12 protein-coding genes are annotated in these 13,265 nt (G+C 70.7%); 8 read left to right on the top strand and 4 right to left on the bottom strand.

All coding sequences use genetic code 11. The features are described 5' to 3' along the window. Nucleotides 1-53 precede the first annotated feature (53 nt). Genes dxs through xseB form a run of 3 tightly spaced genes read right to left on the bottom strand, consistent with a single transcriptional unit; the run spans nucleotide 54 to nucleotide 3,117 of the window. On the bottom strand, nucleotides 54-1,907 hold the full coding sequence (gene dxs / locus ABIC63_RS19110) for a 1-deoxy-D-xylulose-5-phosphate synthase (RefSeq protein WP_354320968.1): 1,854 nt from the start codon (nucleotides 1,905-1,907) through the stop codon (nucleotides 54-56). A gap of 20 nt (nucleotides 1,908-1,927) precedes the next feature. Beyond that, a complete protein-coding gene (locus ABIC63_RS19105) occupies nucleotides 1,928-2,863 on the bottom strand; it encodes a polyprenyl synthetase family protein (RefSeq protein WP_354320967.1) in 936 nt (311 codons plus the stop codon). Next, nucleotides 2,863-3,117 carry an exodeoxyribonuclease VII small subunit gene (gene xseB, locus ABIC63_RS19100; protein WP_354320966.1) on the bottom strand — a complete coding sequence of 85 codons (255 nt, stop codon included), beginning with the start codon at nucleotides 3,115-3,117 and terminating at the stop codon, nucleotides 2,863-2,865. The genes ABIC63_RS19105 and xseB overlap by 1 nt, the downstream gene beginning before the upstream one ends. 268 nt (nucleotides 3,118-3,385) lie before the next feature. On the opposite strand from xseB, the gene ABIC63_RS19095 reads away from it, so the two are divergent. From ABIC63_RS19095 to ABIC63_RS19060, 8 genes are all read left to right on the top strand, one after another. Next, nucleotides 3,386-4,549, top strand: a complete 1,164-nt coding sequence (locus ABIC63_RS19095; protein WP_354320965.1) for an aromatic ring-hydroxylating oxygenase subunit alpha — start codon at nucleotides 3,386-3,388, stop codon at nucleotides 4,547-4,549. Nucleotides 4,550-4,598: 49 nt separating this feature from the next. Then, on the top strand, nucleotides 4,599-5,522 hold the full coding sequence (locus ABIC63_RS19090) for a DMT family transporter (RefSeq protein WP_354320964.1): 924 nt from the start codon (nucleotides 4,599-4,601) through the stop codon (nucleotides 5,520-5,522). Between the two features lie 62 nt (nucleotides 5,523-5,584). Then, on the top strand, nucleotides 5,585-6,493 hold the full coding sequence (locus tag ABIC63_RS19085; protein WP_354320963.1) for a sulfurtransferase: 909 nt from the start codon (nucleotides 5,585-5,587) through the stop codon (nucleotides 6,491-6,493). A 5-nt stretch (nucleotides 6,494-6,498) separates the two neighbouring features. Continuing rightward, a complete protein-coding gene (locus tag ABIC63_RS19080) occupies nucleotides 6,499-7,122 on the top strand; it encodes a DUF2796 domain-containing protein (RefSeq protein ID WP_354320962.1) in 624 nt (207 codons plus the stop codon). Then, nucleotides 7,119-7,823 (top strand): ABC transporter ATP-binding protein, encoded by a 705-nt coding sequence (locus tag ABIC63_RS19075; protein WP_354320961.1) that lies wholly within the window; start codon nucleotides 7,119-7,121, stop codon nucleotides 7,821-7,823. Before ABIC63_RS19080 ends, ABIC63_RS19075 begins: the two co-directional genes overlap by 4 nt. After that, nucleotides 7,820-9,079 (top strand): ABC transporter permease, encoded by a 1,260-nt coding sequence (locus ABIC63_RS19070; RefSeq protein ID WP_294373059.1) that lies wholly within the window; start codon nucleotides 7,820-7,822, stop codon nucleotides 9,077-9,079. The genes ABIC63_RS19075 and ABIC63_RS19070 overlap by 4 nt, the downstream gene beginning before the upstream one ends. Nucleotides 9,080-9,270: 191 nt before the next feature. Continuing rightward, nucleotides 9,271-9,885: a DUF3299 domain-containing protein gene (locus tag ABIC63_RS19065; RefSeq protein ID WP_294373057.1), complete on the top strand. Its 615-nt coding sequence runs from the start codon at nucleotides 9,271-9,273 to the stop codon at nucleotides 9,883-9,885. A 214-nt stretch (nucleotides 9,886-10,099) separates the two neighbouring features. Then, nucleotides 10,100-12,136 carry a DUF3300 domain-containing protein gene (locus tag ABIC63_RS19060; RefSeq protein ID WP_354320960.1) on the top strand — a complete coding sequence of 679 codons (2,037 nt, stop codon included), beginning with the start codon at nucleotides 10,100-10,102 and terminating at the stop codon, nucleotides 12,134-12,136. Nucleotides 12,137-12,208: 72 nt separating this feature from the next. Here the strand turns inward: ABIC63_RS19060 and ABIC63_RS19055 are convergent, their stop codons facing one another. Beyond that, nucleotides 12,209-13,165: a ZIP family metal transporter gene (locus tag ABIC63_RS19055; RefSeq protein ID WP_354320959.1), complete on the bottom strand. Its 957-nt coding sequence runs from the start codon at nucleotides 13,163-13,165 to the stop codon at nucleotides 12,209-12,211. Between the last annotated feature and the right edge of the window lie 100 nt (nucleotides 13,166-13,265).

The following is a 13,265-nucleotide window of genomic DNA, read 5'->3' as shown; positions in this document are numbered from 1 at the left end:
CCCCGTGGGGTTTCCCCTTGCGGTGCCCGGAACGCGCCCGCGCAGCGCGCGGATCAGGCACTGCCGAAGCGCGCCTCGATGGCGCTGCGGATGCCCGCGGCATCCAGCCCCAGCCCGGCCAGCAGGCGGGCCGGGTCACCATGCTCGATGAAGCGGTCGGGCAGGCCCAGCTGCAGTACGGAACGCTGGATGCCCGCGGCCTGCAAGGCCTCGAGCACGGCGCTGCCCGCACCGCCCATGATGGCCCCCTCTTCGATCGTCACCAGCGCCTCGTGGCCCTCGGCCACCTCGCGCAGCAACGCCTCGTCCAGGGGCTTGGCCCAGCGCATGTTGACGACCGTGGCATCGAGCGCCTGGCCGGCCTCGAGCGCCGGATAGAGCAGCGTGCCGAAGGCGAGGATGGCGATGCGCCGGCCCTGGCGGCGCACCTCCCCCTTGCCGTAGGGAAGGGCATCGAGCGACAGCGAAGGCACGGTGCCCACGCCCGCGCCGCGCGGATAGCGCACGGCCACCGGATGGTTCTGCGCGAAGGCGGTGGACAGCAGTTGCCGGCACTCGGCCTCGTCCGCCGGACAGGCCACGGCCATGTTAGGCACGCAGCGCAGGAAGGGGATGTCGTAGGCCCCCGCATGCGTGGCGCCGTCGGCGCCCACCAGGCCCGCGCGGTCCAGCGCGAAGACCACCGGCAGATTCTGGATCGCCACGTCGTGGATCAACTGGTCGTAGGCGCGCTGCAGGAAGGTCGAATAGATGGCGACCACCGGCTTGAGCCCTTCGCAGGCGAGGCCACCCGCAAAGGTCACGGCATGCTGCTCGGCGATGCCGACGTCGTAGTAGCGCTCGGGGAACTGCTGTTCGAACTCCACCAGGCCCGAGCCCTCGCGCATGGCGGGCGTGATGCCCACCAGCCGGCCGTCCTTGGCGGCCATGTCGCACAGCCACTGGCCGAAGACCTGGGTGAAGGTCTTCTTGGGCGCGGCGGCGGGCTTGACCAGGCCGATGGACGGATCGAACTTGCCCGGGCCGTGATAGGCCACGGGGTCGGCCTCGGCCAGCTTATAGCCCTGGCCCTTGCGCGTGACCACATGCAGGAACTGCGGGCCCTTGAGCTGCTTGAGGTTCTCCAGCGTGGGAATCAGCGAGTCGAGATCGTGGCCATCGATCGGCCCGATGTAGTTGAAGCCGAACTTCTCGAACAGCGTGGCCGGCACCACCATGCCCTTGGCCTGCTCCTCCAGCCGCTTGGCCAGCTGGAACAGTGGCGGCGCCGCCTTGAGCACGCTCTTGCCGACTTCCTTGGCCGCCGCGTAGAACTGACCGCTCATCAGCTGCGCCAGATACCGGTTGAGCGCGCCCACGGGCGGGCTGATCGACATGTCGTTGTCGTTCAGGATCACCAGGAGCCGGGCGTCGTCGTACACGCCCGCGTTGTTCAGCGCCTCGAAGGCCATGCCGGCCGTCATCGCGCCGTCGCCGATCACCGCGATGGCATGGCGTGTCTCGCCCTTCTGGCGCGCGGCCAGAGCCATGCCAAGGGCAGCCGAGATGCTGGTCGACGAGTGCGCCGTGCCGAAGGTGTCGTAGACGCTCTCGGTGCGCTGCGGAAAGCCCGAGATGCCGCCCTGCTGGCGCAGCGTGGGCATGCGCTCGCGCCGGCCGGTGAGGATCTTGTGCGGATAGGTCTGGTGGCCCACGTCCCACACGATGCGGTCCTCGGGCGTGTCGAAGACATAGTGCAGCGCCACGGTGAGCTCGACAGTACCGAGGTTGGAGCTGAGGTGGCCGCCGGTGCGCGACACGTTGTCGAGCACGCAGGCACGCACCTCGTCGGCCAGCTGGCGCAGCTGCTCGCGCGGCAGGCGGCGCAGGTCGGCGGGATCGTGGATCGTGGGGAGAAGAGGTGCCATGGGGCGATGTTCGAAAAAGGCTACCGGTCGCGCGCGACGACCATGTGGGCCAGGGCGGCCAGTGCGGCGGTGTCGGCCAGGCCGCTGGCATCGAGCGCGGCCAGCGCCTGGGCCAGCAGGCGGTCCGCTTCGGCGCGGGCGCCGTCCAGGCCCAGCAGGGCGACGTAGGTGGGCTTGTCGGCGGCGGCGTCCTTGCCGGCCGTCTTGCCCAGGGTGGCGGAATCGGCCGTGACGTCGAGCACGTCATCCACGACCTGGAAGGCGAGGCCGATGGCGGCGCCGAAGGCGCGCAGGCCCTGGGCCGCGGCCACAGGCAGCTCGCCCGCGCACGCGGCGCCCATCTCGACGCTGGCCTGCAGCAGGGCGCCGGTCTTGAGGCGGTGCATCTCGCGCAGCTGCGCCTCGTCCAGCCGACGGCCGACGCTGGCCAGGTCGATGGCCTGGCCGCCGGCCATGCCGCAGGCACCGGCGCCGCGCGCCAGCAGCGCGACGAGACGGGCCTGCACCTGCGCGGGCACCGCCGCGGCGGCGCCGTCCAACGGCGCGATCAGCTCGAAGGCCTGCGCCTGCAGGGCATCCCCGGCCAGCAGCGCACCCGCTTCGCCGAAGCGCACATGCACCGTTGGCTTGCCCCGGCGCAGCACGTCGTTGTCCATGCAGGGCATGTCGTCGTGCACCAGCGAATAGGCATGGATCAGCTCGACGCCACAGGCCGCGCGCAGGGCCGCCTCGTCCAGCCAGGCCGGCACGCCGGCCGAGCCAGCGGCCCGTGCGGCAGCCAGCACCAGCAGCGGCCGCAGGCGCTTGCCGCCATCGAGCACGGCGTAACGCATGGGCTTGGCCAGCGAAGACGGCGCCCCGGCGCCCACCCACTGCGCGAGCGCAGCTTCCACACGCGCCAACTGCGGGCGCATCCAGGCCGCGAGTTCGACCGGCGTCCAGGCAGACGCGGCCATCAGGCGCCTGTCCATGGCTTGAGGTTGCCGGCGTCCAGCACCTTGATCTGCTCTTCCACGGCCTGCAGGCGTTCGCGGCAGAAGGCCAGCAGGCGCGCACCGCGCTGGTAGCCGGCGAGCAACTGGTCGAGGGGAAGCTGGCCCGATTCGAGCGCGGCCACCAGTTGCTCCAGTTCCTGCAAACCTGCCTCGTAGCTGGCGGGCAGGTCGGCGATGTCGGGCGCAGGCGCGGCTGCGGGGGCGGCCTTGGGCATTCGGAAGGTTGTCGGAAGGTGAAACGCACGATTCTAGGAGGCCCCGTCCGAGCCGCCTGTCGGCCGTGGGCGGGACCAGCGCGTTCGCCGGTCGCGGTCATCGGCCCTGGATAAAACCGGGGTACAATTCGAGCTCATTCCCTGTGCCGGCGCCAGCCGGCTTCGTTTTTTCTGCCCAATCCTCAAGGAGGCCACCCCTTCCGGGCGGAGCAAAGCAGGGGTTTCCACTTCGCGTTACCTCCCTGTGGGGAGCTTGGTCAGGTCACCCATGTCTGATTTAAGTCTTCGACTGCAGCAGGCTTCGAGCCAACTTCCGGTCTCCAGCTATTTCGACGAGGCGCTCTATGCGAGCGAAATGGAAACACTCTTCAAGCAGGGCCCACGCTACGTGGGCCACAAGCTGTGGGTGCCCGAAGCCGGCAGCTACCACACGCTGCCGCAGGAAGGCGAAGGCCGCGCGCTGGTGCACACGCCGCGCGGCGTCGAGCTGATCTCCAATGTCTGCCGCCACCGCCAGGCCGTGATCCTGCGCGGCAAGGGCGAGCTGCCGCGCCAGAGCGGCGGCCACATCGTCTGCCCGCTGCACCGCTGGACCTACAACGCCGCCGGCCCCTCGCCCACCGGCACGCTGCTGGGCGCGCCGCATTTCGCCCAGGACCCCTGCCTCAACCTGCATACCTACGGCCTGCGCGAGTGGAACGGCCTGCTGTTCGAGGACAACGGCCGCGACATCGAGGCCGACCTGGCAGGCATGGGCCCGCGCGCCCACCTGAACTTCGACGGCTACGTGCTCGACCGGGTCGAGATGCACGAGTGCAACTACAACTGGAAGACCTTCATCGAGGTCTATCTGGAGGACTACCACGTCGGCCCCTTCCATCCGGGCCTGGGCAACTTCGTGACCTGCGACGATCTGCGCTGGGAGTTCAAGCCGCAGTATTCGGTGCAGACCGTGGGCGTGGCCAACCGCCTGGGGCGCGCGGGCAGCCCGGTGTACGAGCGCTGGCACGACGAGCTGCTGCGCTACCGCAGCGGCCGCCCGCCCGAGTTCGGCGCCATCTGGCTGACCTACTACCCGCACATCATGTTGGAGTGGTATCCGCATGTGCTGACCGTGTCGACGCTGCATCCCATGGGGCCGCACAAGACCATGAACGTGGTCGAGTTCTACTACCCCGAGGAGATCGCCCACTTCGAGCGCGAGTTCGTCGAGGCGCAGCAGGCCGCCTACATGGAGACCTGCATCGAGGACGACGAGATCGGCGAGCGCATGGACGCCGGCCGCCGCGCCCTCTTCGAGCGCGGCGACAACGAAGTCGGCCCCTACCAGAGTCCGATGGAAGACGGCATGCAGCACTTCCACGAGTGGTACCGCACGCAGATGACCGCCAGCGCCGCAGCCCGAGCCTGCCTGGACGGCGCCCGCGGCTGAGCCGCGGCGGCCTGCCCCATCGACGCCAGACAGGAGAACTGACCCGCGCATGCAAAGCCTGTGGATGGTCGCTTCGGCCCTGTTCTTCGCGACCATGGGCGTGTGCGTGAAGATCGCCTCGGCCTGGTTCACCAGCGCCGAGCTGGTGTTCTGGCGCGGTGTGATCGGCATGATCTTCATCGCCGTGCTGGCGCGCCGGCAGAAGGTGTCGCTGGCCACGCGCTATCCCGGCATGCATGCGTGGCGCAGCGTGATCGGCACCGCCTCGCTGGGCGCCTGGTGGTACGCCATCGCCAACCTGCCGCTGGCCACCGCCATGACGCTCAACTACATGAGCAGCATCTGGGTCGCGGCCTTCCTGGTGGGCGGCGCGCTGTTGGCCTGGGCGCCGGTGCCAGGCCGTGGCGGACGGGTGCCGCTGCCGCCCATGCAGGGCCCGCTGGCACTCACGGTGCTGGCCGGCTTCGCGGGGGTGGTGCTGCTGCTCAAGCCCTCGGTGCACGGCACGGACGCCTTCGCCGGCCTGGTCGGGCTGCTGTCGGGCATGGCCGCGGCCTTTGCGTACATGCAGGTGATCGCGCTGTCGCGCATCGGCGAGCCCGAGACGCGCACGGTCTTCTACTTCGCTGTCGGATCGATGGTGGCGGGCGCCCTGTGGACGCTGTTCACCGGCTGGTCGGCCTGGTCGTGGTCGCATGCGATCTGGCTGCTGCCGGTGGGCGTGCTCGCTGCTCTTGGGCAGCTGTGCCTCACCCGCGCGTATGCCAGTGCGAAGACGCAGGCGGCGACCCTGGTGGTGGCCAACCTGCAGTACTCCGGCATCGTATTCGCGGCCATCTACAGCGTGCTGCTCTTCGGCGACCGCATCGACGCGGCGGGCTGGGGCGGGATCGCGCTGATCATCGGCAGCGGCATCGCAGCCACGGTGCTGCGCCAGCGCGCGGTGCCCAAGGCGCCGGCCGAAGAGCACTGAACACTCAGGCGCCGGGCAGGCTCCGGCGCCACAATGGCGGCTTCGCCTTCGGAGCCTTGCCGATGTACGACACCCTCATTTCCGTCGACCACCTGCGCGCGCTGCAGGACAGCCACGCGCGGCTCATGATCTTCGACTGCAGCTTCGACCTGATGAAGCCGCATGCCGGCCGCGAGGCCTGGCTGCAGGTCCACATCCCCGGCGCGCTGCATGCCGACCTGGATCAGCACCTGAGCGCCCGCCATGGCGCGCCCGGCCATGACGGCCGCGTGCTGGTCGCGCACGAGGCCGACCGGCCGGCCTCCGGTGGCCGGCATCCGCTGCCCAGCCGCGAGCGCTTCGCGGCCTGGCTGGGCAGCGTGGGCTTCTCCAACGACATGCAGGCGGTGGTCTACGACCGCAACGGCGCCAACTACTGCGGCCGGCTGTGGTGGATGCTGCAATGGGCCGGCCACGCTGCCACCGCCGTGCTCGACGGCGGCCTGCAGGCCTGGCAGGCCGCCGACCTTCCGGTCGCCAGCGGCGAGGAGCCGGCGCACTTCCAGAGCAATTTCGTGCTGGGCGAGCCGCGCGTGAAGCTCGTCGACACCGACGCCGTGCGCGCCGCCATGGACAGCGGCGCCGCCCCCATCGTCGATGCCCGGGCCGGCCCGCGCTACCGCGGCGAAGTGGAACCGCTGGACCCGATCGCGGGTCACATGCCCGGCGCGCTGAACCGGCCCTTCGTGGACAACATCGGACCGGACGGCCGCTTCAAGCACGCCGACCAGTTGCGCGCCGAGTTCGAGGCGCTGCTAGGCGACCGAGCAGCCACGGGTGCGATCCATCACTGCGGCAGCGGCGTGAGCGCCGTGCCCAATGTGCTGGCCGCCCGCATCGCCGGCCTGCCCGAGCCGGCCCTGTACGCCGGCAGCTGGAGCGAATGGAGCAACACCCCCGGCCTGCCCACCCGGCAAGGCCCCAACCCGTGAACCGCATGACCCTTCGCCATCTCACCGCCCTCCTCGCCCTGGCGCTGGCCGGCGCCGCCGCGCCAGCCCTGGCGCAGCAGAAGCCTGCCCCCCGCGCCCAGCATGCCCATGTGCACGGCAAGCTGGAGCTGGACATCGCCATCGAAGGCACCGCCGTCACCATCGAGATGGAGGCGCCGCTGGACAGCCTTCTCGGCTTCGAGCGCGCGCCGCGCACCGATGCCGAGCGCGAGGCCGTGGCCAGCATGACGAAGCGCCTGCGCGCGGCCGATCAGCTCTTCGTGATCGATCCGGCGGCCGGCTGCAAGCTCGGTCCGGTGCAGCTCGATTCGCCCGTGCTCAGCGGCGACAAGGCGGCCGAGGCCAAGCCAGCTGCCGGCGCCAAGGTTGGCGATGCCAAGGCCGCAGCCAAACCCGCTGCGAAGCCCGCGGAGGACGTCGACCATGCCGACCTGGACGCCAGCTTCGCCTTCAACTGCGTCGATGCCTCGCGCGCCCGCTACATCGAGGTGCAACTCTTCGACGCCTTCAAGAACCTGCGGCAGATCGAAGCGGAGATCGTCGCGCCGCAGGGCCAGTTCAAGCGTGTGCTGCGCCGTCCCGCCGCGCGGCTGACCTGGGACAAGTGAGCGCCGCCCCCGTCCTGGAGGCCCGGAGCCTGCGCTTCGGCTGGCCCGGCGCGGCCGCGCCCTGCATCGACATCGACCACCTGGCTGTGGCAGCCGACGAACCCGTCTTTCTGTACGGCCCGAGCGGCTGCGGCAAGAGCACGCTGCTGTCGCTGCTGGCCGGCGTGCTGCTGGCGGATGCCGGCGAAGTGCGACTGCTGGGCCAGGACTGGTCGCGCCTGGGGGGCAGCGCCCGCGACCGCCGGCGCGTGGACCACGTGGGCTACATCTTCCAGCAGTTCAACCTGCTGCCGTACCTGAGCGTGATGGACAACGTGCTGCTGCCGCTGCGCTTCTCTCCGCGCCGCCGGGCCGAGGGCTCGCGCGCGCAGGCCGAGGCGCTGCTGGCGCGCATGGGCCTGGATGCCACGCTCTGGTCGCGCAGCGCCCTGCAGCTGTCGGTGGGCCAGCAGCAGCGCGTGGCTGCGGCGCGGGCGCTGGTCGGCCGGCCCGAGCTGGTGATCGCCGACGAACCGACATCCGCTCTCGATGAGGAGCGCCGCGAGGCCTTTCTCGACACGCTGATGGCGGCCTGTCAGGAGGCCGGCAGCGCGCTGGTGCTGGTCAGCCACGACCCGCGCATCGCGCAACGTTTTGCGCGCCAGCTGCACCTGCCCGCGCTCAACAAGGCCGCGACGGCCGTTGCCGCTTCCGCCGCATGAAGACGCTGTTCGCCATCGCCGCCCGCAGCGCCTGGAACCGGCGCTTCACGCTGGCGCTCACGGTGTTTTCCATCGCGCTGTCCACCCTGCTGCTGCTGGGCGTGGAGCGCATCCGCACCGAGCTGCGCGACAACTTCTCGTCGGCCGTCTCGGGCACCGACCTGATCGTCGGCGCGCGCACGGGCAGCACGCAGCTGCTGCTGTATTCGGTATTCCGCATCGGCGCCGCCACCAACAACATGGGCTGGAAGAGCGTGCAGGACCTGCAGGCCCACCGCGGCGTCGCCTGGGTGGTGCCGATCTCGCTGGGCGACTCGCACCACGGCTTTCCGGTGCTGGCCACCACGCCCGAGTACTTCAGCCGCTTCCACTACGGCGATCGCCAGGCGCTGGCCATGCGCGAAGGCAAACCCTTCGAGCAGCTTTTCGACGCGGTGCTGGGCGCCGACGTCGCCGAGCAGTTGGGCTATCGCCTGGGCCAGAAGATCACGCTGTCGCACGGCAGCGGCGAGCTCTCGCCCGAGCATGCCGACAAGCCCTTCACCGTGGTCGGCATCCTCGCGCGCACCGGCACGCCGGTGGACCGCACCGTGCACATCGGCCTGGAGGCCATGCAGGCCATCCACCTCGACTGGGTCGCCGGCGTGCCGGTGCCGGGGCTCAAGATCCCCGCCGAGCAGGTGCGCAAGTTCGACCTCAGCCCCAAGAGCGTCACCGCCGCGCTGGTCGGCCTCAAGAGCCGCGCCGCCGTGTTCGCGGTGCAGCGCTGGGTGGCCGGTTATACCGAGGAGCCGTTGATGGCCATCCTGCCCGGCGTGGCGCTGGACGAGCTGTGGCAGGTGGTCGGCGTGGGCGAGAAGGCGCTGCTGGTGCTGTCGGGCCTGGTAGGCATCGTCAGCCTGGCAGGTCTGGTGTCGGTGGTGCTGGCCGGCCTGAACGAGCGCCGCCGCGAGCTGGCCGTGCTGCGCGCCGTGGGCGCGGGCGCGCGCCATGTGCTGGCGCTGTTGGCACTGGAAGGGGCGCTGGTCACCGCGCTGGGCGTGCTGCTGGGCGCCATCGCCGCGGCCGTCGCCCTGGCCCTGCTGGGGCCGTGGCTGCAATCGACCTACGGCCTCGCCCTGACGATCTCGGCTCCTACACTGAACGAATGGACCTTGCTCGGTGCGCTGCTGGCAGCAGGCTGGCTGGCCAGCCTGCTGCCGGGCTGGCGGGCCTATCGCCTGTCGCTGGCCGACGGGCTCTCTCCCAGGATCTGAAATGAAACCACCCCGTTTGGACTTCCTCACTGCGTGTGGAAGTCCAATCCCCCTCAAGGGGCGCACCCAGCGGCCGGGCCAAGCCCGTTCCGCGGGTGCACTGGCATGGCCTGCTCCGCGGCCCTTCGATCAGAAAAGCGATGCCGGTTTCTTGCCCTGCGGGTGGCGCGACAGCGCTGAGGAAAACTGATATGACGACCCTACTTTCGCGAACCCTGCTCGCCGGCGCCTGCGTCGTCGCGTCTCTTGCCATCGCCCCAGCCCTGGCCGCCGGCCCGGCGCCCGAAGCCACCACGGCCACCAACCCGTTGGGCGGCAAGAGCAGCAGCCCCGCCAAGCCCGCCGCGGGCGCCAAGCAGATCACCTGGGTCGAGCTGGTGCCGCCGGGTTGGGACCCGGCCAAGGACTTCAAGGACATCGACCTCGGCAAGCTGGAGGACAACGATCCCCGCGCCGCCGAGTTGCTGCAGAAGATGCAGGACGTGCTCAACAACGCCCCCACCAATGCCGCCCTCAACGGGGTTCAGGTGCGCCTGCCGGGCTTCGTGGTGCCGCTGGAGGAAAGCAAGGGCCTGGTGAGCGAGTTCCTGCTGGTGCCGTACTTCGGCGCCTGCATCCACACCCCGCCGCCGCCGGCCAACCAGATCCTGCATGTGCGGCCGCGCACACCGGTCAAGTTCCGCGCCATGGATGCCGTGTGGGTCAGTGGCCCGCTGCGCACCGAGCGCAACGACTCGATGATGGGCGCCAGCGGCTACAGCATGACGGCCGAAGCCGTCACCAAATACACCGAGGGCGGCAAGTAGGGCCCGCAGGTCAGCTTCCCGCAGGTCGTCTGGCCGCCGCGACCTACAGGTTTGCGCGGGCGACGCCGGCAGCGGCCGCCTGCCAGCACCGGAAACTCGTCGACACCACTGGTCACACAGCCGAGGCGCCGCGGGTGCACCGCGACAGACGCGGCGCCGTTGACCAGGAACCGGCAGGACTTCTCGTCCTTCCGACCGATGGGGACTTCCAACCATGCCCACTTTGCCATTCATTGCCGCCGCGCCGCAGCCATCGCGCCCGGCCGCTACCCCCCGCCCGCTCTGGGTGGCCCTGACGCTGGCCCTGGCGCTCGGCGCCTGCAACCAGACGTCACCGTCGCCCGAAGCCCAGGCACCCGTTCCGGCCCCGGCCCCCGCAGCCCAGGCCGTCACAGCCGCCGCGCCGGTTCCTGCGGCCTACACGCCACCTTCGGCCAATGAGTTGTATCGGCTGGTGGCGCCCATCGCGCTGTACCCGGACAAGCTGGTGGCCCAGGTACTGGCCGCCTCTACCTATCCCGACCAGGTGACCGCCGCCCACCAGTGGCTGATGCAGAACCAGCAACTCAAGGCAGGCCCGCTGGCCGATGCCGCCAACCAGCAGCCCTGGGATCCGAGCGTGAAGGGGCTGACCGCATTCCGGCGCGTGCTGGACCAGATGGCCGGCAACGTCGCGTGGACCACGGCCCTGGGCCAGGCCTACTACAACGACCCGACGGACGTGATGAACGCCATCCAGGTCATGCGCCAGCGCGCTCGCAGCGCCGGGGAACTCAAGAGCAGTTCGCAGTTGAAGGTGGTGCAGAGCAGCGCGCCACCGGCGCAACCCGTCGCGGTGCAGCCGGGGGTGGTGGTGCAGTCCACCCCGGTGGTGGTGGAGCCGCCGCCGACCTACATCACCATCGAGCCCGCCCAGCCCGACGTGGTCTATGTGCCGCGCTATGACCCGCAGGTCGTGTACGGCGCGCCTGTGCCCTATTACAGCGGCTACAGCTACACGCCGCCCCTGCAGGTGGCCGAACCCGTGCCGGTGCAGCCCGTGGTCGTGGGCGCCCTGGCCTTCGGCGCCGGTGTCATCGTCAGCTCGGCACTGCAGCGGCACGACTGGGGCTGGCGCAACTGGGACCTGCGCTGGGGCAGCCCGCCACCGCCCCCGCCGCCCGGCGGCTGGGGACGCGACCGGCCTCCCCCCAACTGGCAGCGGCCGGCCGTGGTCTACAACAACAACATCTACATGCCCCAGCCCGCGCCGGGCTACGGCCCCCCGCCTCGGCCGTGGGGCGGCCCGCCCCCCGGCGGTCCGGATCCACGCATGCTGGCTGTCCAGCAACAGCAACAGCGGGAGTTGGCCGAGCAGGCCGCACGCCAGAGCCAGGAGCAGCAGCGGCAGACGCACCTGATGCAGCAGCAGATGCAGCGCGACCAGCAGATGCGCGACATGGCGCAACGTCAGGCCGACGAGCAACGGCGCGTGGCCGACATGCAGCGGCAGCAGGCCCAGCAGCAGCGTCAGCTCGCCGACCAGCAGCGGGACATGCAGATGCGGCAGCAGGCGGCGCAGGCACAAAGCCGCGAACAGCAGGACCGCATGCGCCAGGCCCAGCTGGAACAACAGCGCCAGCAGCAGGAGGCGCAACGGCAGCAGGCAGACATGGCACGCCGCCAGCAGGAAATGCAGCAGCGTCAGCAGCAGGACCAGGCCCGCCGCCAGCAGCAGGCCGCCGAAGAACAGCAGCGGCAGGCCCGCGCCCAGCAGGACCAGCGGCGGGCGCAGGCGGAACGCGACCGCCAGCAAGGGCAGATGCGCGACCAGCAGCGACAGATGCAGGAGCAGGCACGTCGACAGCAGGAGCAGGTGCAGCAGCAGGCCCAGGACCAGATGCGCCGGCAACAGGAGCAGCGTCAGGAGCAAGCGCGGCAACAGCAGCAGCAAGCCCAGGAGCAGGCACGCCGCCAGCAACAGCAGGCCCAGGAGCAGGTCCGCCAGCAGCAGCAACAGGCGCAGGAGCAGGCCCGGCGCCAACAGCAGCAGGCGCAGGAGCAGATACGCCAGCAGCAGCAACAGATGCAGGAGCGCGCCGGGCAACAGCAGCGGGAAGCACAGCAGCGGATGCAGGAGCAGATGCTTCAGCAACAGCAGCAGGCGCAGCAGCGCGCCCGCGAGGCCCAGCCGGGGCACGGCGGCGAACGGCGGGACGGGCCGCCTGGGCCGGGCCGGCCGCCGCGCCCGGGCGAGCAGCCGCCGTCCTGACCACGGCGCCCGCCGCGCATCAGGGCCAGCATGGCGCGGGCGCGGGCGGCCTGCGCTCGCAGGAACACTGCCTCAGTGCGTGTGCGGGCGCGCAGCGCTCACGGGCGGCGCCACTCCCTCATCGTGCCCATGCCCATGCTCATCGCCATGGGACAGGCGGCTGACCCCCGTCACCAGCACGATGCCCGCCAGCAGCCACAACACCTGAAGCACTGTCTGGCGTGCGGCCAGCCTGCGCTGCAGTTGCGGGATGAGATCGGCCAGTGCCACGTACGCGAAGCTGCTGGACGCCAGCACCAGGAAGTACGGCAGCCAGCCGTGCAACCGCTCGACCAGCCACCAGCCCAGGACGCCGCCCAGCGCGGTCACCGTGCCCGCCAGGGACACCTTGATCAGCGCGGCGCGGGCATCCGGCGAGGTCTGTCGCATCACCACCAGGTCACCCACATGGTGCGGCACTTCATGGGCCAGCACCGACAGCGCGGCCAGCAGGCCGAGCCGCGTGTCGGCCATGAAGGCCGAGGCGATGAGCACGCCGTCGCCGAAGCAGTGCACGCTGTCGCCGGCCAGCACGGCCCAGCCGCCGACCCGCGGTGCATGCGCATGCGCATGGGCGCGGTCGTGGGCGTGGCCCGCGCTGTCGACGGGATGGGCATGAAGACGCCGATGCCCCGGATGGTCGTGTCCATGCGCCGCGGCGTGCGCATGGGCGTCGGGCGCAGGTCCGTGGTGGTGTTCATGCCCGTGATGCCAAAGCTCGGCCTTGTCGAGCAGGAAGAAGAGCACCAGCCCGCCCAGCAGCACGGCGAACAGCACCGAGGGTTCCAGCCCGCTCTCGAAGGCCTCCGGCAGCAGGTGCATGAAGGCCGTCGCCAGCAAGGCGCCCGCGGCCAGGCTCAGCAGATGCTGCGGCCCATGGCCTGCGTCCTGCGGCCGTCCGCGCACGCCCAGGCGCAGCAGCATGCCGGCGATCCAGACGCTGCCGATGCCGGTGACGAGGGTGGCGAGCAGGATCTGGAGCAGCTTCATCGGGGGTCGGACGAACGGGAGGGATGACGAAAAAAGGCCGCCCGAAGGCGGCCCGTGCGGGAGGGTCAGGACAGCGGGCGGGCGCCATTGTCGGCGGCCC

This window comes from Pseudacidovorax sp. 1753 (genome assembly GCF_040544975.1).
Lineage (GTDB): Bacteria > Pseudomonadota > Gammaproteobacteria > Burkholderiales > Burkholderiaceae_C > Xenophilus.
Note: the sequence above shows the minus strand (reverse complement) of the source record. Positions and strands in the feature narration are given on the sequence as shown.